General features: G+C 48.6%; 19 protein-coding genes. 5 read left to right on the top strand and 14 right to left on the bottom strand.

Annotated features, from left to right (window positions below):
* Nucleotides 1-230: 230 nt before the first annotated feature.
* From KNQ04_RS14370 to KNQ04_RS14360, 3 genes are read left to right on the top strand one after another with little or no spacing between them, the layout of a single operon-like run.
* Nucleotides 231-674 carry a MarR family winged helix-turn-helix transcriptional regulator gene (locus KNQ04_RS14370; protein ID WP_214851601.1) on the top strand — a complete coding sequence of 148 codons (444 nt, stop codon included), beginning with the start codon at nucleotides 231-233 and terminating at the stop codon, nucleotides 672-674.
* Nucleotides 671-1096 carry a MarR family winged helix-turn-helix transcriptional regulator gene (locus KNQ04_RS14365; protein WP_214851600.1) on the top strand — a complete coding sequence of 142 codons (426 nt, stop codon included), beginning with the start codon at nucleotides 671-673 and terminating at the stop codon, nucleotides 1094-1096. Before KNQ04_RS14370 ends, KNQ04_RS14365 begins: the two co-directional genes overlap by 4 nt.
* Nucleotides 1097-1119: 23 nt before the next feature.
* Nucleotides 1120-1455, top strand: a complete 336-nt coding sequence (locus KNQ04_RS14360) for a hypothetical protein (protein ID WP_214851599.1) — start codon at nucleotides 1120-1122, stop codon at nucleotides 1453-1455.
* A 37-nt stretch (nucleotides 1456-1492) separates the two neighbouring features.
* Here KNQ04_RS14360 and KNQ04_RS14355 read toward each other — a convergent pair whose 3' ends face one another.
* From KNQ04_RS14355 to KNQ04_RS14315, 9 genes are all read right to left on the bottom strand, one after another.
* Complete coding sequence (locus KNQ04_RS14355; protein ID WP_214851598.1) at nucleotides 1493-1852, bottom strand: hypothetical protein; 360 nt, start codon at nucleotides 1850-1852, stop codon at nucleotides 1493-1495.
* A complete protein-coding gene (locus tag KNQ04_RS14350; protein WP_214851597.1) occupies nucleotides 1849-2067 on the bottom strand; it encodes a helix-turn-helix transcriptional regulator in 219 nt (72 codons plus the stop codon). Before KNQ04_RS14350 ends, KNQ04_RS14355 begins: the two co-directional genes overlap by 4 nt.
* A gap of 99 nt (nucleotides 2068-2166) precedes the next feature.
* Nucleotides 2167-2961 (bottom strand): ATP-binding cassette domain-containing protein, encoded by a 795-nt coding sequence (locus KNQ04_RS14345; RefSeq protein ID WP_214851594.1) that lies wholly within the window; start codon nucleotides 2959-2961, stop codon nucleotides 2167-2169.
* Nucleotides 2958-3752, bottom strand: coding sequence for a nickel import ATP-binding protein NikD (gene nikD / locus KNQ04_RS14340; protein WP_214851593.1), 795 nt, complete (start codon nucleotides 3750-3752; stop codon nucleotides 2958-2960). The genes KNQ04_RS14345 and nikD overlap by 4 nt, the downstream gene beginning before the upstream one ends.
* 14 nt (nucleotides 3753-3766) lie before the next feature.
* A complete protein-coding gene (nikC, locus tag KNQ04_RS14335) occupies nucleotides 3767-4621 on the bottom strand; it encodes a nickel ABC transporter permease subunit NikC (RefSeq protein WP_214851591.1) in 855 nt (284 codons plus the stop codon).
* Nucleotides 4618-5562: an ABC transporter permease gene (locus tag KNQ04_RS14330; RefSeq protein ID WP_214851589.1), complete on the bottom strand. Its 945-nt coding sequence runs from the start codon at nucleotides 5560-5562 to the stop codon at nucleotides 4618-4620. The genes nikC and KNQ04_RS14330 overlap by 4 nt, the downstream gene beginning before the upstream one ends.
* 424 nt (nucleotides 5563-5986) lie before the next feature.
* Nucleotides 5987-7600, bottom strand: coding sequence for a nickel ABC transporter substrate-binding protein (nikA, locus tag KNQ04_RS14325; protein WP_214851587.1), 1614 nt, complete (start codon nucleotides 7598-7600; stop codon nucleotides 5987-5989).
* A gap of 427 nt (nucleotides 7601-8027) precedes the next feature.
* Entirely contained in the window at nucleotides 8028-8387 is a 360-nt protein-coding gene (locus KNQ04_RS14320; protein ID WP_214851586.1) for a DUF2178 domain-containing protein, read from the bottom strand.
* A gap of 64 nt (nucleotides 8388-8451) precedes the next feature.
* On the bottom strand, nucleotides 8452-9129 hold the full coding sequence (locus KNQ04_RS14315) for a VOC family protein (RefSeq protein WP_214851585.1): 678 nt from the start codon (nucleotides 9127-9129) through the stop codon (nucleotides 8452-8454).
* Between the two features lie 110 nt (nucleotides 9130-9239).
* Between KNQ04_RS14315 and KNQ04_RS14310 the strand changes: the two genes are divergently transcribed.
* Nucleotides 9240-10106, top strand: coding sequence for an alpha/beta fold hydrolase (locus KNQ04_RS14310; protein ID WP_214851584.1), 867 nt, complete (start codon nucleotides 9240-9242; stop codon nucleotides 10104-10106).
* A gap of 121 nt (nucleotides 10107-10227) precedes the next feature.
* Here the strand turns inward: KNQ04_RS14310 and KNQ04_RS14305 are convergent, their stop codons facing one another.
* The gene (locus KNQ04_RS14305; protein ID WP_214851583.1) at nucleotides 10228-11277 is read right to left on the bottom strand and encodes a DUF871 domain-containing protein; all 1050 of its coding nucleotides are present in this window, start codon (nucleotides 11275-11277) and stop codon (nucleotides 10228-10230) included.
* 134 nt (nucleotides 11278-11411) lie between these two features.
* On the opposite strand from KNQ04_RS14305, the gene KNQ04_RS14300 reads away from it, so the two are divergent.
* The gene (locus KNQ04_RS14300) at nucleotides 11412-11900 is read left to right on the top strand and encodes a DUF4825 domain-containing protein (protein WP_214851582.1); all 489 of its coding nucleotides are present in this window, start codon (nucleotides 11412-11414) and stop codon (nucleotides 11898-11900) included.
* Nucleotides 11901-12416: 516 nt separating this feature from the next.
* On the opposite strand, the gene KNQ04_RS14295 is transcribed toward KNQ04_RS14300, so the two are convergent.
* From KNQ04_RS14295 to murQ, 4 genes are all read right to left on the bottom strand, one after another.
* Nucleotides 12417-13034: a hypothetical protein gene (locus tag KNQ04_RS14295; protein WP_214851581.1), complete on the bottom strand. Its 618-nt coding sequence runs from the start codon at nucleotides 13032-13034 to the stop codon at nucleotides 12417-12419.
* A gap of 77 nt (nucleotides 13035-13111) precedes the next feature.
* A complete protein-coding gene (locus KNQ04_RS14290; RefSeq protein WP_214851579.1) occupies nucleotides 13112-13726 on the bottom strand; it encodes a hypothetical protein in 615 nt (204 codons plus the stop codon).
* A gap of 589 nt (nucleotides 13727-14315) precedes the next feature.
* Entirely contained in the window at nucleotides 14316-15689 is a 1374-nt protein-coding gene (locus KNQ04_RS14285) for a PTS transporter subunit EIIC (RefSeq protein WP_214851577.1), read from the bottom strand.
* A gap of 12 nt (nucleotides 15690-15701) precedes the next feature.
* Entirely contained in the window at nucleotides 15702-16586 is an 885-nt protein-coding gene (murQ, locus tag KNQ04_RS14280) for an N-acetylmuramic acid 6-phosphate etherase (RefSeq protein ID WP_214851575.1), read from the bottom strand.
* Nucleotides 16587-16703 lie beyond the last annotated feature (117 nt).

Below are 16703 nucleotides of genomic sequence, written 5' to 3'. Positions count from 1 at the left end.
TTAAACTCATCCATCGTTTTCACTCTGCCCATCACATGCTTGCTCCAATCATACCGTTGATGCCACTTTCCTCTCACATTATTCCTGACTAAAACGCTTCCTCATATACTGGTCATTCGACTGGATATCCTCCCATATTTTTTCATCAAGTAGTGCTAGTCCGTCTACTGATTTTATGTTATTTTGAAACTAACTAAATATTAGAATATTTTAAAAATAAGAGGTTACTTATGAAAACAAATACAGAGACATTACCGAGTGCATGCTGGAATACGATTACGACATACCACAATCACCAAACGAAACAAGTTAATGCCTTTTTAAAGAAGTGGGAGCTCTCGCATACGATGCTTGAAGTTTTGCGTTGTCTCAAGGCGACGACGTGTACGAGTCAAAAGGAGATTGCACAATCCATTCAAGTGACGGACGGGACGATTTCGCAAGGCGTCAAAAAACTATTTGCACGGCAACTGATCAAAAAATACCGTCACCGTAAAATCAATTATTTCCATTTAACGCCGGCCGGTGAATTATTTTTAAACGAAGTCCTGCCTGCGTACGAAGCATTCCAAGCGCAACAATTTAGCCTCTTATCTTTAGCCCAACAAAAAACATTATATGAGCTCGTGACTCAACTTCATACCACGCAACCAGAGGAAGGAGACGCTCGATGAAACAACAAGCTGCCTTTTCATCGATTGGACACTGGCAGTCAATCCAACGTGTCCACAATCGTTATGTCAAAGAAGTCAACGATACATTAAAACAATGGGAGTTATCCCGCTCTCAGTTCGATATGCTCTATACGCTGTACCAACAACGCAGCGCGACCCAAAAATCACTCGAAGCGACACTCGAACTTTCAAGCGGCTCGATTTCTCAAACGTTAAAAAAATTAATGCAAAACCGTCTCTTGATGCGTAAACGGATTGATCGCGAAAAGCGGATCATTCTGACACCGACGGGCGAGACGCTCGTAAAAGAGTCGGCCCCTGTCATCGAAGTGATTGACGAACGGTACTTCAAGGCGTTCACACCGCAAGACCATCAGACGTTTAATCAACTGTTGAACAAGATGCAAAGCAACCACTTCTAAATCGATCGGGGAGGTAAACATCGATGATTCTCAGACACTACACAGAACGCCGCCTGCTACCGGCTATCGTCGCCCGCGGCGGCCTCTCGACGAATCTGTATGAACCGGGACAACCCGGGTACTTGCAGTTTGAACTGAACCCAGAAACCGGGCAGCCCAATGCGGCAGATGCTGTGACGCTCGACTTCGACTTCGTCAAGATGCAGACAGCCGGGATCAAGGTCCACGAGCAGATGGAAGTACACGCTGAAAAAACCGGACCAGTTCCATCGGGTCGTCAAGTCCGGTACGTCCAAAGTTTTTTATCGCTCGGGTACTTGACTGAAGAGTCACGGGAACAGCTGTCGGAATACTATTAAAAAAGAACAGGCGTGAGTCGCCTGTTCTTTTTTGTCGTCAGTTCCTCCGGCTGTAGACAAACAGCATTACCGGGAAGGTCATGACCTGAATGACGAGCACACACAACAACGCTGTCATGAGATCGTCAACGACTTGCCACTGAACGAGCATCAGCACGATAAACACATAGAGGATACTCAAGGCATATGACATGTTGCCACTTTTCATCTTGATTTCTTCTTGTCGTTCATCATAAGGTTCAGCAGCCGGGAAGACGACATCGGTCGCGAGTTGACTAAGCCCCGCTAATGTCAAGATGATACTGAGTGGATACGGTCCGTCGAACAGCATCAGATAACTGCCGTACATCAACATGACAGCGGCGAGTAATCGATTGATCATTGGCATGTGTTTCATAAAAGACCATCTCCTTTTTTCTTCGGTTCGGGTACAAAAATCGCTTCAATCGGACATTCGAACAGCGAGGCAATCGAAAACGCGAGCGCAAGCGACGGATTATACCGCTCCTTTTCAATCGAGATGACTGTCTGTCTCGACACCCCTAATGCGTTCGCGAGGTCCCCTTGCGACCAGCGGCGTTCCTCCCGTAACAGCTTTACCTTATTTTTCATTTCGACCACCCTTCCACTTCCAATAATATGTAAAATCGAACCGACGTGTCAAGTTTCCTTTACACGCCGCACAAAAAAAGCAGACACCGGTATAGGTGCCTACTTTCGTATCGTCCGTTTTCTTGGGTGCGTGGCGAGCATCGCATCCTTGATTGCGGAGACATACGGATCAGTTGCCTGGTCAAACGCTTGGGGTGTCGGATAATGCCCGACAATTTGACCCTGCTCCAAAATCATAAATTGATCACTGAGTGCTTGGGCTGCCTGGACATCATGAGTAATGAAGAGGTATGCCAAGTCATATGTTTCTTTTAACTCACGTAACAACTTCAAAATCATCGCCTTATTGACCATATCGAGACTGCTGACGGCTTCGTCGAGCACAATCAGCTTCGGATTCGTTGCAATCGCCCGGGCGATACAAATCCGTTGTAACTGACCGCCGCTGAAGGCGGACGGGTACTTCGCCAAATCGGCGCGGGTCAATCCGACCTGTTCGATTAACGTGATCAGTTTTTGCTCCAGCGCTTCCGGACTAAGACGCGTAAAGTTCGTCAACGGTTCGGCGATGATTTGCCCCGCCGTCAGCTTCGGATTGACGGCTGCAAAGGAATCTTGAAAGACGACCTGAATGTCTTGCCGGTAGTCCTTCGGATGCGTCCCATAGATGTCTTGCCCTTCGAACAGGACACGTCCCGCTTTCGGTCGTTCAAGCCCCAGTAAAATCCGTCCGAGTGTACTTTTTCCGGCACCACTCTTCCCGAGCAAACCCAGGCACATCCCGGTTTCAAGCGTCAACGACACGTCCTGCAAGACGGTCCGTTCTGCTTGCCGCGACAGGACACGTCGTTTGCCGTAACGGTGTGATACCTGTTCCATTCGTAAAAGACTCATGCGTTCCTCGCTCCCGCCTGCATACCGTGTTGTATCAATAGGCGCTGCGTATATGGGTGTTGCGGACGGTCGAACAGCTCAAAGACGTCCGCCTGTTCGACGATTTCCCCGTCCTGCATGACAAGGACATCATCTGCCATTTCAGCGATGACACTCAAGTCGTGCGAAATCAATAAAATCGCCGTTCCATAAGTGGCCCGGACCTTCTCGAGATAATACAACACCTGCTTTTGATTGTAGACGTCAAGCGCCGTCGTCGGTTCGTCGGCAATCAGGACATTCGGGCGCAGACAGACCGCGAGCGCAATCATGACCCGTTGCAGCATGCCGCCGCTCAGTTCAAACGGATAGGCTTTCAAAATCCGTTCCGGTTGTTCGAGATTGACTTCCCGTAATGCTTCGACCGCCCGGCTCGTTGCTTCGTGTTTACTGCACCGGTCGTGCGTCCGGATCGTTTCCATTAATTGATGACCAATTGTGTAGACCGGTGTGAAGGCGCTCATCGGATTTTGCATGATGAAGGCAATCTTCCCGCCTCGGATTGTTCGGAGCGAACGGTCGGACAACGCCATCACGTCTTGCTCCTCTAACACGATTTTTCCTGATTGACGGATTATTTTTTCATCAAGCAGACGCAGAAGCGCAAGACTCGTGACTGTCTTACCACAGCCGCTCTCCCCGACCAGACCGACGATTTGTCCGGCTGCCAGTGAAAAAGAAATATCACGGACGAGCGGCTGACCGTTTGTCGTTTCGACCGTCAAGTGTTCGACGGATAATACAGGTTTCATCCGAGTCTCTCCTTTCATTTCGTTTGTTTCGTCACGCCGAACCGTTCCGATAATGATTCCCCGAGCAGATTAAAGCTGGCAATGACGAGCATGATCATCAGGCCGGGATAAATCATCAGTTCCGGGTTCGACCGGATGTACGATTTGCCCTCATGAATCATCGCCCCCCACTCGGCTGCCGGCGACTGGACACCGAGTCCGAGAAACGACATCGCCGAGATATCCATGATTGCCCAGCCCATCTCAAGCGTCCCGATGACAAGGAGCGGCGGCAGGATGTTCGGCAGCAAGTGCGTCCGGAAGATTTTCCAGTGCGAGGAGCCGTTGACGCGTGCAGCGGCAATGAAATTCTTTTCCTTTAGTGTCATGATCAGCCCGCGGAACATCCGGGCGTAGTAGACCCACTGGACGAGCATTAAGGCGATGATGACCTGTTTCAGTCCCGGTCCGAAAATCCCGACGAGACCGAGGACAAGAATCAGACTCGGGAACGCCATCACTCCGTCACAAAACCGCATCAGCAGTTGGTCGACCCAGCCGCCGATGTAGCCGGCGAGTGTCCCGACCAATAAGCCGATCAGCAAGGATGAAGCAAAAATCAGGACGGCGAATCCGAGCGACACGCGGGCACCGTACAACAGACGTGACAACGTACAGCGTCCGAGATGATCGGTCCCGAGCGGATACGTCCAGGACGGATCCTGCAGTTTGACTGCCAAATTTACGAGAAACGGATCATGCGGGGCAAGCCACGGTGCAGCCAGAGCCGCGAGAAACAACAGCCCTAAAAATACGGAACAGCCGATTAAAATCAGCCGTTGATTCGACAGGCGTTCAAGCAGACGCGGTCGTCCAAGCGGAACATTCATCGTCTGTCCCCTCCTTTCCGGGCAATCCGTGGATCGATTGCCAGTTGCAATAGATCAACGAGCAAACTGCTGCCGATGAAAAGTAACGCAGCGAGAAACACATATCCTTGAATGATCGGCATGTCGCGGTCAAAAATCGCTTCAATAAAATAACGGCCGAATCCCGGCCACGAGAAGACTGTCTCGACGATGATCGTCCCCGTCAACAATTTCCCGAGATTCATCCCGAGTCCCGTCAACATCGGCGGAATCGCGACGCGGAGGACATGTTTTCCTAAGATGACCGTTTCCCGGATTCCGCGCGTCCGGGCAAACAGGACATACGGTTCACGCATCGTCTCGATGACACTTGTCCGCAACAGCCGTGTATAAAGTGCAATCAACGGCAACGCCAGCGTGATCGCCGGCAAGATGACATGACTCGGACTGCCAATCCCGCCGACCGGTAACAAATCGAGCTGGACGGCAAAAAAGAATATCAACAGGTAGCCGAGCCAAAACGACGGAATCGACGCACCGATGAAGGCAATCGCCCGGCTTAAATGGTCAAAAAAACCATTCTTCCGGATTCCCGCAAGAAAGCCGAGCGGGATACTGACGAGAATCGCCAGCATAAGGCTCGACAGTGCCAGTTGGACCGTCGCCGGCAGACGAAGCAACACTTCGTCAAGGACCGGTTTTCCGGAAACGTACGATGTCCCGAAATCAAATCCGGCGAGCCGGACGACCGTCGTCGCGTACTGGGTCAAAAATGGCTGGTCGAGTCCGAACTCGGCCCGCTTTTGCGCGAGCACCTCTTCCGTCGGTTGAATGTGGGCGGCAGACAGATAGGCTTGTGCCGGATCGACCGGTGACAAGTGAATCATCACTGTCAGTAATAAAATAGCGAGGAGCAGGATTGGAATGACCGACCCGACCCGTTTCAGAATATAGAAGCCCATTCCGTACACCTCCTTTTACCAAAATCAGGCGAGAATACTCCCACTTCTAAACGTCTAGGACGAAGCCCAAGTGAAAGTGGGAGATGAATCGCCTTCGGACAAGGCGTGTCTTGCGACACGTCAATTGTTCGACAATGCTGGTTTAAAAACAATGAAAAACAGGAAAAATTAACTGTCGCGTTCTTTGAAAACTGAAGATATGGGGTTGTGACAGGAAGTTCGTCTGTCACGTAAAATCTTCAACGTTCACCTTACGGATGACCGAAGTAGCGAAAACCAAGCAGAGTAGGCATCCGCGCAAAAGAAACGGACAAGATAGACTTACAACCGTCGGGACGACGGGGTTAGCCTGATCAATTTTCGACCGATCGGTCGGATAACTCAGGAATCCTCCACCTCTTAGCGAAGCGCAGGTGGGGGTAGTTCAATTGATGCCGATTTGAGCGAACGGGCTTTCATCCCGGTTTGCGGCAAATTTAAAGTTCGTGACCCCGTTTTGATAAATCGCCATCTTTTTCAAATACGAGATCGGAACGAGTGCTCCCTGATCCTGGAGCGACGGCAGAATTTCGGCATACATCTTCTGACGTTTCGTTTCATCCGTCGTTTTGAGGACATCTTTCATTTCCTGTAACAGTTGATCCTTGTTCGGATAAGCAGCAATCGCTTCTTTGAACCCGAATCCGTCCGTACCGATGATGTTGACGAACGTGTGCGGATCGTACGGTGCCCCGAAGTTACTGTACATGTTGATATCGAATTCATTGTCTTTGAAGCGCTGGACTTGGTCCGGTAGCTCGACACCGACAATTTTTAAATCGACGCCGATTGTCGCCCACTCCGACTGTAACGTCTCCGCCATCGCTTTTTGGACAAGTTCTGCTGCATCATACATCATTTCCATCTGTAACGGTTGACCGTCTTTTTCGCGGACTTTTTTCCCGTCCGGCAGTTTCCAGCCGGCTTCGTCGAGCAAGGCGTTGGCTTTAGCGACGTCAAAGTCCCGCTTCTCGACCTTCAGGTTCGACGTGTACGGCAAGTTCGGCGGCAGGATGAAATCAGCCGGGGCTTCGAGACCGGACGTGATGCCTTCGACGAGTGTCTTTTTATCAAAACCGTATTGCAACGCCTGACGGACGCGTTCGTCCGCGAGCTGTTTTTTCTTTGTGTTCATGATTAACAGGCGGGTCGCAACCGGTTCCGATACCGTCGTCTTGTAAGACTTCGTTTCTTTCAGCTGATTAAAGGCGTCGACGCTGATTGCCCCTTCGCCGTAAATCAAATCGATGTCGCCTTTTTCAAAGGCGAGTACGCGGCTTTCGGCATCGGGAATGATGTCGACCTTGATTTTTTTGACGTCCGGCAATTTTCCCCAGTAGTTTTTATTGACTTTAAACGTCGCATATTGATCCGCTTTATACTCGTCAAGCACCCATGGACCGGTCCCGACTTCTTGTTCGACACCTTTTGATGTGTCGCCGTTTTTCGGGAAACCGGCTTCGCCGAGGAACCGGACCGGACGGACGACCGCCAGTTCCTGAATCGTCGGGTAGTAGGCTTCCGATAACGTCATCCGGAACGTCTGCTTGTCGACGGCTTCCGTTTTTTTGATTTTTGAGATAAAGCCGAGCCAGCTATGTAAGGCTTTGTTTTTGAGGACGGCGTCAAAGTTCTTTTTAACGATTGTTGCGTCAAACACCGAACCGTCGGAGAACTTAACATCGTCACGCAACGTGAACGTGTAGGTTTTTCCGTCTTTTGAGATGTCCCATGACTTGGCGAGGAATGGCTCAAGCTTTCCGCCTTCCGCGTAATGGACGAGCGGCTCATAAACCATCGACTGGGCGAACAGTTGCGACGGGTTGTAGACGTGCGGATTCATTTCGCCGATGTCGCGCGGCCAGGCAAGCGTCAGCGTGTCGTTGTCTTTTTTATTGTCAGCACCTTCGTTCGGATTCGAACAACCGAACAACAGGGTCGTAATTGACAGGATGGAAACAGCTTGGATAATGGATTTCTTACGGCGTGAAACGTTCATGATAGACAGGACTCCCATTCGTATTGATAATCATTTTCAATTGTAAGAGTGAGCACTAAGAATTGTCAATGGATAATCGGTGAAAGGGTTGATTTTACTGTTATTTTTAAGCCAATCCGCTTTCATGTCGCAATAAAAAAACACTCACCAAATTGATGAGCGCTGAACTAATCTGATTCGTTTTATCAAAATCAGGCGAGAATACTCCCACCTATAAGCGTCTCAAGGCGAAGGCAAGCGCAGGTGGGAGATGAATCGCCTTCGGGCAAGACGTGTCTTGAGACACGTCAATTGCACGACATTCTTAGTCTAAAAACACTCAAAATCAGGAATAAAATCAATGTCATGTTCTTTGAAAATTAAGCGACTCAAGCTTCTTGTTTCTCACTCTTTTTGAAGGAAAAGATAGAAAGCGCCCGCTGTTCTCCTACATAACACGTTTATAGAAGAATAGCATTGCCGGGTAGGTGAGCAATTGTAAGCTAATCATGATCAATAACGCCGTCATGACATGTTGAATAAGATTAAAGTGAACGAGCGCTAAGAGAGCGAACGCATACAGAATACTTAAAGCATAAGTTGTACTCCCACTTTTCGACTGGACGGACCGTTGCTTCTCATCAACCGGATCGTTCGGCGGAAAAACCAAATCAACCGTTAACTGGGTGATGCCCGCTAAAATTAAAGCGATGCTGAGCGTGTCCGGTCCTTCAAATACAGCTAAGTATCCTCCATACAACAGAAAAGCAGCAGCTAGAAAACGCCTGAACACATGGACTTTTTTCATGATTCACTCTCCTCTTTTAGACGTCATTGACACATTTTCAATCGCGTAGACACCGCTCTACCTCTTATTTACGATGCAGCACACCATCCCGATCAAGTCGGACATGCATCCGATTATCGATTTCTAACTCGAGCGGACTCGTCAGCGCTATTTTGGGTGAAAATAACCACGGCCGTCCAGCACGTCCAAGCAACAGATGGGTCCCGTCTTCCGCTTCTCCGAGGAAGTTCAGGAAATCCGGTTTGACCGGCTGACGATCCCGCCGAACGATACCGAACTCAGCAAATTTTGCCCCAACACCAGCGACGTCCGGCGTCGTCACATTCATTTCACCGATATCGAGCATATCCTGTACACTAAACGTTGTAAGCGACTTATCCGGATTGACGGCATGCCGGGCAATCAACTCGACGACGTTCTCATCTGGATCGTAAAAGTAGACGGAATGGGCATCGATGTTTTCAAAATAAATTTCGTCTTCCCCGTTCTCGATCAATAATGGGACGCGTTGCTGCAACCAATTCTTCGCCAGCTGAAACGCATCCCCCGGAATATTGAACGCAAAGTGATACTGTTTCGCTTGCTGCGTCGTGTCCAGTTCAAACCGAAGCTGACTGGTTCCGATTTGGACCGCAAAGGATGTCTCCGTTTCCTCGACGAGTTTGACACCAAGTGTCTTCGTATAAAAGTCCTGCATCGGTTTTAATTGATTCGTCCAAAGTGTCGCCACTGTAATTTTCATTCCACATGCGCTCCATCTGTCTTTTAAATTTTATAGCTTCAGTATACAGCATTTGATGTATAATACTGGTTAAAAAGTAAGAACTCACCTATCGAAACGGAGGAAATCAAATGAAACGGTATAACATTGAATGCGCAGGTACCTCTACACAAGTCACCGAATGGGGCGAATCGGGACGTCCGGTCATTTTTTGCCTGCATGGTCTCGGCGGAACAAGTCTCAGCTTCATCGAACTGGCGGATACCTTGAAACATGACTACCGGATTGTTTCGATTGATGCGCCGGGTCACGGGAAAACGGCACCGTTCACGGACGAACGCGATTATCAGTTCGCCCGCTTTTCCAACTGGTTGAACCGACTGTTTGAACTTCTACATATCCAAGACTTCTATTTTCTTTCGCACTCTTGGGGCAGTTTCATCGCGCTCTTTTATCAGAAGGAACAGCCGGAGCGGGTCCGCGGCTCGATTTTGATTGACGGTGGATATCAGAGCAAACGGTTGCGGGGCACACCACTCGAGGAGGAAGCGGCCTTTTACGAGACGGACTTTGAAGAATCGGTTGCGACACTTGAAGAGTTTTTAGACGTCGCCGTCTATGGACCAAAGATGCGCCGGTCACCGTTACTCGACTTGGCCGGACAAGATTTTGTCCGGATGCAGGACGGACGGTATTACTGGCATGCCCGAGCGAAAACGGCACGTGCGATTCTGACGGCAATGTATCAGGACGAAATTCTCGACTTCCTTGACGACGTCCCGGGGGAAAACGTGCTGTTGCTGCGGGCGACGTTACCCGTCTCGGATGAAACGTTCCGTCAAGAAGCGATTGCCATCTGGCAGGAGAAAACCGGCGGGACGGTAATCGCTGCTCCGTCGACTTCCCACATCTTACACTGGGATGATCCGGAGGTTGTCCTTGAAGCGATTCGTGAAAACTGGTCAAAGGATGATGTTTCCGTTCCCTTCACGAGATAGGATGACACGGAGGTAATCGTGATAGTTTGACACATACACAACAAGAGACGCCCTATCCCTTGCGCATTTATACAAGGAAAGGGCGTCTCTTCCAATGTGACCGGTCATTATGCCTCGACGGTCAGCACCATTCAATTTGAAAGCGTCCCCCGGGTCCAATCTGTTGCAGCAACGGCCGGTCCGCTTCAATCACGCGTCCGATGACATTGACCCGTTCGTCGGCCGCAAGATCCCGTTTCGTCAGTTGTAACTCACCGGCGTATCGACCGTAACGCAAATTATCGATCGTGATCGATCCGACAGGACGGTCTGATAAGGCCGCGGGTTCTAATAATCCACTGTCCGGCCGACCGGAACTACGCGACTCGACTGACCGGATGACATCCCGTGCCGGATCCAGCCGGTTCGTCTGTACGTGCGTCAACAGCGGATCATCGCTTTGCCCTGTCGCCCGGAGGACAATGATTCCCTCCTGGTATGCAGCAAACTGTTTCATCGTGCTCGCCGACAAACCGGGGTCCCCGATCAGAATCCGGTCGACGGATGTTTGAAGCTCAAGGTAACAGGCAAACGGTGCTTGTCCGCGGTGGTCTTCGAGCGTCGGTAACGTGGCATGAAGCGGACCACGCCGTTGCCCATCTCCCGGAATGAAGGCTTGGACACGGATCCCCTGTTCACGGAGCCAGCGGTTTTTCGCATTGAACCAGTCCTGGTCGAGTCCCGTTTCCGGTCGTGGATAAAAGTTGTGCCAGGCTTCGACCTGCTCCAGCACAAGGCCCTCCGCTTTCATCGCGTCGAGTTCCTCCGCCGTCAGCGTGCTGGCGTTTAAGGCGACCATCAGTTGTTTGGACAAATCCGCGATTTGTTTGGGTGTGACACCGTAATCAACGCGTAATCCGGTCACGCCCCATTCGGTCAACGATCCGGCATCGTCCCACGTCTTGCCGAGTGCGGCAAGCGATTTTGGTGCGATATCCGCGACGAGTTCCATCTCGAGCTGTTGCGCCAGTCGACCAAGTTCCTGCAAACGACTCGTGTACAAGGAGGAATCGTCTTCCGGAATATGTAACGACGTAAAGATCGAGGTAAAACCGAGATCGCGCATCTGTATTAATCTGTTCGTACTTTCATCTGTCAGTGGTTCACTTAAATAAACAGCGAGTCCTTTCATCTGCTTCCCTCTTCCTGATTGACTGGGTGTATGAACGCTATGAATTGTTACGAAAGTTCCAATATAAGAATTTTTTAGGAGATTCTTCATGAATTATGATACCATGAGTGTGAGATCCAAAAAGGAGAGATTGTATGAAACGAATGTTAATTCCGTTTATGGCGGTTGCCTGTTTGGTACTGATTTGGACTGGTTACAGCCAACATGCCGATTCGAAGACAGATGTGTTCCGTTATAAACACTCCTATGTCGGCGACAACAGTGCCGTCGGGAACATCGTCAATCAATTGGCACACCATCAAGAGTTGCGTCAAATTGAACTCGAAACAAAACAAGCACCCTATGGGATTCATTTGACTTATCAGGAAATCGACGCTGAAGCCGTCGAACAAGAGATCAAAGAAACGGTTCTGTACAACGCAACGTATCTGTTTGCACTCGTCGACAATGTCGACCGGATTACGTTTACCTTTCCGGACAATGAATACACGGTAACTCGGGCAACACTTGACGGGTGGTACAACACGCAACTCAGCACAATCGAACAGGAAAAAGCAGTCACAAAATTGATTCAGCGTCATTTAAAGTCTGAAAACAAGATCAACCAGTTTTTCGCTGACTGATCTTAAAAAGTAATTACCCATTTAAAAACCAATGAGGTCATCTGCATGTTCGCTTGGTTCGGCATGACACAGGTAAAAAAACGAACCGTCAATTCTTTGAAAATCTGCAAAAACGGACTGTGACCTTGATCCTGCTGACAGCCCTCCTCGTGTTGAACGGTGTGAAGTCTCTGTTGACTTACCTGATTCCCGCAGTATATTTAACTGACTCAGTTATTGCTATTCTGCCAGGGACAGCGGGAGTTTTTGTTGCCTTGGTCTATGTCCTGATTTTTGAACGTATACTACAGGACAAGACCGTCGATACGAAGATTCAATAAGCGGTTCAAGTCTGTCCTCGTTCAGGGGATACACTTCACTTGAAGACAAAAGTGGTTTTTCTCTTGATCGAGAAGAACCATTTTTTTGCTCACTTCAAATCGTATGCCTAAGACAAGCACCACGTCGCCATTATCGATAATAAGTTTACTAAAAAATAATCGATTTTTTATGAAGAGTCTTATACATTGGATATTTTTACAGAAACGCCAACAACCTTCGCATCGATTTCTCTATCATCGGGAGCGAAGTTCGAATATCGATCCATCTTCCGCTCTCCGGATCAAAGTACAATCCCTCTTGACGTATTTTTTCTTTTGAATTGATTTCGTCGCATTCTAAAAACAGGTCTATTTTCTGCTCGGCCTTCTTGAAGTCATCAAAAGGACCTGTCCCAAAATAAAATAAACGTCCCTCTTCTGTATAACCTGCTAGTTCCTCCAGTCTCTCTTCCATTTCTGCTTGTGGTCTTATTTTTCCTTTGACCATATCAGTGATGGTCGCGTACACTCGAAACGGTACCTGAGTCTTCAAAAATCGTTGTGAATACCATTCCCAAATCGCTACCCATTTAAAGATAATGTATAGAATATAGTCACATTGAGTTCCTTCTTCTCGTTCGTGAAAATCAACAGTCCAAGTGACCATGCCTGTACTAAATTTAAAATCCACGATAAACTCACCGACTCTTGTTTCATCGTCCACAAAATCACCTAGTCGAACACTATACTTTTCCACGTAGTCCTTTAACGGAATTGGCTGCTGTCCCGATTCTTGTACAAAGATTGTAATGTCCTCGAAGATACTACTATTCATGCTAAACCCTCCAAAATCACCTGATAAAAAAGATTTATACTTCTAATGATGAGAAAACATATATTTCTCGTAACAATTTAACCATGAAAATCTACTACTCTGATGATTTGTTTAATTGCAGGTAACGAGTACTCTAAATCAATCCACACGTTTAAGTCATTATCGTAATAATTTTTTTCAGTTCTCATCCGCTCAATTGAATTTTTTTCGTCAAAATCCAATACCCAGTCCATGTTGTTGTAATTTAATTCTGAATCACTTGTTTCCTTAAAAACCAAATTGATAGGAATGGAATTGGATGAAGATAATGATAATGATAATTCACGATATTCTTGACTATGTTCACCAAATCTTTTTTTTATATCTTCTTCACCCAATATGTAACTTTTATTCGTAACAAGATCAGCCTGATAAAACCATTCCCAAATGATTGTCCATTTCTGGACTAATTTATCGACCCAATAATGCCCCCACTCTATGTCTTTTCTGTTGAAATCAAAACTGAAAGTATCGTTTTTAAAATTAGAAGTGACATGCATGACAACTCTTGTTCCATTGATTACATCTGGATGCTCAACGAAATAAAAGCCATTATCAAACTCCTTCGAGAATTCTTCAATCGATTGGATTTGACCATTTCTTTTTTTGAACTTCAGTTCGATTTTGTCAATTTTCATTACAGTTTTCTTCATAGGCTAAAAATCTCCTTATTTTATACTGATTTCAGTTTATCTGCTAATCAACAAATTGAACTCTAGTTATACAACGAATTGCCTACAAAACGACACTTTCTTACAGTATTGTTAGGAAAGTTAATTTATCAAAATTAGACGAGAATACTCCCACTTCTAAACGTTCAGGGCGAAGCCCTAGTCCAAGTGGGGGATGAATCGTCTTCGGACAAGGCGTGTCTTCCGACACGTCAATTGTCCGACGCGCTTCGTTTGAAAACAATTAAAATCAGGAATAATTAAAATGTCACGTTCTTTGGAAACTGAAGATATAGGGTTGTGACAGGAAGTTCGTCTGTCACGTAAAATCTTCAACGTCCACCTTGCGGATGACCGAAGTAGCGAAAACCAAGCAGAGTAGGCATCCGCTCAAAAGAAACGGGCAAGATTAACGTTCAACCGTCGGGACGACGGGGTTAGCCTGATAAATTTTCGGCCGTTAGGTCGAATAACTCAGGAATCCTCCACCTCTTAGCGAAGCGTAGGTGGAGGTAGTTCAAAAAAAACAAAAGGGATGACTCAAATCTGAGCCCCCTTTGATTGGAAATTATTAAATCCCGTCTGCCATTTCTTCCTTGAATCCAAACCAATACGTAAACAGGAATCCTGCCGCGTACGAGATGACAAGACCACCGATATACGTCAGGTACATCCCGTTATCAATCAACGGTGTCAACGACAGACCGGACACACCGACGCCAAGTGCCGCTGTCTTCATCGTCGCCTGGAAGGCTCCGCCGACTGCGGCTCCCATACATGCCGTCAGGAACGGACGTCCGAGTGGTAACGTGACCCCGTAGAGTAACGGTTCGCCGATCCCGAGGAACCCGACTGGAATCGCCCCTTTGATGATGTTACGCAACCGTTGATTGCGTGTCTTGACGAAAATCGCCAGTGCCGCCCCGACTTGCCCGGCTCCTGCCATCGCAAGAATCGGCAACAGTGCCGTAGTCCCGACCGTGTTCAGCAGTTCGAGATGAATCGGTGTCAATCCATGATGGAGACCAACCATGACGAGCGGCAGGAAGAATCCGGCCAGCACCGCACCGGCAAGCGGACCACCGACTTCAAGGATCACGTTGATCGCTTTCATGATGCCGTCTGATAACACGCCAGCGACCGGCATGATGGCATAGAGTGCGGTAAAGCCGACAATCAACACGGTGAAGAGTGGTGTAAAGATGATGTCAATCGAGACCGGCATGAACCGGCGGATATGTTTTTCAAGATACGTCATCAACCAGGCGGCAAAGATGACCCCAAACAAGCCACCCCGACCGACGACAAGCGGTTCGCCGTAAATAACGATATCGACGAGTAACGGATTAAATAAAATCCCCCCGGCAATTGCTCCTAGGACCGGTGTGCCGCCAAATTCCTTCGCCGTATTCCAACCGACGAGGATCGCTAAGTAAGCAAAGACGGTACTGCCGATCAGTAACAGAATCTGCATCCAGGTCACTGTTGCATCAACCCCGGCATTTTTCGCAAAGTTCGCCCCCCCGTTGATGATCCCCGACGCGACCAGTCCCGGGATGAGCGGGATGAAGATGTTTCCGATTCGTCGTAAGAAACGCTTGAACGGTGACTTTTGTTTGTCCTTTACTTTTTGCCGTTCGATGGCTGCCCGCTCTTCAAGCGTCAAGTTTTCATCAACCGACTCTTCACCGATCGCCAGTCCCGTCTCGCGGCTCAAATGATCGGCCACCCGATTGACCGTTCCCGGTCCGACGACGATTTGCAGCGTCTCATCATCGATGACACCCATGACACCGTCAATTTGTTTTAGGGCCTGGATGTCTGCTTTCGTCGGATCTTTCAGCGCCAACCGGACCCGTGTCATACAGTGGGCGAGTTGCCGGAGATTGTCTTTTCCCCCGACATGTTCAAGAATGGCGGATGCGAGCACTTCTTCCTTCTTCATGTTTGTCCCCCCTTAAAGCGCGTCACGGACGAATCCGTGTGCACGTTGTAATCGTTCGACTGCCTCAGTATACGAAACATCCGCTAAAATCATGACGATCGCCGTCTTAACGTGACCATTCGCTGAAGTGAAAGTACGCGCGGCTGTCTCAAAATCAACCCCTGTCGCTTCGACGATCATCCGTTTTGCCCGGATTTCGAGTTTTTCATTCGTCGATTGGACATCGACCATCAAATTTTGATAGACCTTTCCGACGCCGATCATCGCCGCCGTCGAAATCATGTTCAAGACGAGTTTTTGTGCCGTCCCTGCTTTGAGTCGAGTTGAACCGGTCAAAACTTCCGGTCCGGTTTCGACTTCAATCTTATACTGCGCGTGCTCACTGATGACCGCCTGCTTGTTGCAGGACAGGGCAGCCGTCGTCGCACCGACTTCACGGGCATAGTCCAGACCGCCGATGACGTAAGGGGTCCGACCGCTTGCCGCGATGCCGATGACGGTATCGTTTGCGTTTAACTCGAGTGCCTGTAAATCTTCGACAGCAAGCGTTTTGCTGTCTTCCGCCCCTTCGACGGCTTTGATCAGTGCCCGTTCGCCCCCGGCGATTAGGCCGACGACCATGTCCGGTGAGACCCCGAACGTCGGCACACATTCGGCCGCATCCAGCACACCGAGTCGACCGCTCGTTCCGGCTCCGATGTAAATCAATCGTCCGCCCGCTTGAAACGATTGAATGACCCGATCGACGACTTGTTTGATGACCGGTATTTCCTGTTGAATGACAGCGGCGACCGTTTGATCCTCCGCATTCATGACGGTCAACATGTCTACGACCGACATGTCGTCGAGACGCATCGTCTTTTCATTCCGACGTTCTGTCGCTAATTTCTCTAACATGACCTTCATCCTCTCCGACAACTCCTTTTATTCTCCATACACAAAATATAATGACAAGTAAAACTAAAAATAAGTAAAATTTAATTGCAATACAAGTCAATAGGGAAAGCCCAATCA

Source organism: Exiguobacterium sp. s193 (genome assembly GCF_018618755.1).
Lineage (GTDB): Bacteria > Bacillota > Bacilli > Exiguobacteriales > Exiguobacteriaceae > Exiguobacterium_A.
This window is presented reverse-complemented; position numbering and strand designations above follow the sequence as displayed.

What these genes read in the sequence shown, in the direction of transcription:
- KNQ04_RS14370 (WP_214851601.1), top strand. Translation starts at nt 231, where the DNA reads ATGAAAACAAATACAGAGACATTACCGAGTGCATGCTGGAATACGATT.
- KNQ04_RS14365 (WP_214851600.1), top strand. Translation starts at nt 671, where the DNA reads ATGAAACAACAAGCTGCCTTTTCATCGATTGGACACTGGCAGTCAATC.
- KNQ04_RS14360 (WP_214851599.1), top strand. Translation starts at nt 1,120, where the DNA reads ATGATTCTCAGACACTACACAGAACGCCGCCTGCTACCGGCTATCGTC.
- KNQ04_RS14355 (WP_214851598.1), bottom strand. Translation starts at nt 1,852, where the DNA reads ATGAAACACATGCCAATGATCAATCGATTACTCGCCGCTGTCATGTTG.
- KNQ04_RS14350 (WP_214851597.1), bottom strand. Translation starts at nt 2,067, where the DNA reads ATGAAAAATAAGGTAAAGCTGTTACGGGAGGAACGCCGCTGGTCGCAA.
- KNQ04_RS14345 (WP_214851594.1), bottom strand. Translation starts at nt 2,961, where the DNA reads ATGAGTCTTTTACGAATGGAACAGGTATCACACCGTTACGGCAAACGA.
- nikD (WP_214851593.1), bottom strand. Translation starts at nt 3,752, where the DNA reads ATGAAACCTGTATTATCCGTCGAACACTTGACGGTCGAAACGACAAAC.
- nikC (WP_214851591.1), bottom strand. Translation starts at nt 4,621, where the DNA reads ATGAATGTTCCGCTTGGACGACCGCGTCTGCTTGAACGCCTGTCGAAT.
- KNQ04_RS14330 (WP_214851589.1), bottom strand. Translation starts at nt 5,562, where the DNA reads ATGGGCTTCTATATTCTGAAACGGGTCGGGTCGGTCATTCCAATCCTG.
- nikA (WP_214851587.1), bottom strand. Translation starts at nt 7,600, where the DNA reads ATGAACGTTTCACGCCGTAAGAAATCCATTATCCAAGCTGTTTCCATC.
- KNQ04_RS14320 (WP_214851586.1), bottom strand. Translation starts at nt 8,387, where the DNA reads ATGAAAAAAGTCCATGTGTTCAGGCGTTTTCTAGCTGCTGCTTTTCTG.
- KNQ04_RS14315 (WP_214851585.1), bottom strand. Translation starts at nt 9,129, where the DNA reads ATGAAAATTACAGTGGCGACACTTTGGACGAATCAATTAAAACCGATG.
- KNQ04_RS14310 (WP_214851584.1), top strand. Translation starts at nt 9,240, where the DNA reads ATGAAACGGTATAACATTGAATGCGCAGGTACCTCTACACAAGTCACC.
- KNQ04_RS14305 (WP_214851583.1), bottom strand. Translation starts at nt 11,277, where the DNA reads ATGAAAGGACTCGCTGTTTATTTAAGTGAACCACTGACAGATGAAAGT.
- KNQ04_RS14300 (WP_214851582.1), top strand. Translation starts at nt 11,412, where the DNA reads ATGAAACGAATGTTAATTCCGTTTATGGCGGTTGCCTGTTTGGTACTG.
- KNQ04_RS14295 (WP_214851581.1), bottom strand. Translation starts at nt 13,034, where the DNA reads ATGAATAGTAGTATCTTCGAGGACATTACAATCTTTGTACAAGAATCG.
- KNQ04_RS14290 (WP_214851579.1), bottom strand. Translation starts at nt 13,726, where the DNA reads ATGAAGAAAACTGTAATGAAAATTGACAAAATCGAACTGAAGTTCAAA.
- KNQ04_RS14285 (WP_214851577.1), bottom strand. Translation starts at nt 15,689, where the DNA reads ATGAAGAAGGAAGAAGTGCTCGCATCCGCCATTCTTGAACATGTCGGG.
- murQ (WP_214851575.1), bottom strand. Translation starts at nt 16,586, where the DNA reads ATGTTAGAGAAATTAGCGACAGAACGTCGGAATGAAAAGACGATGCGT.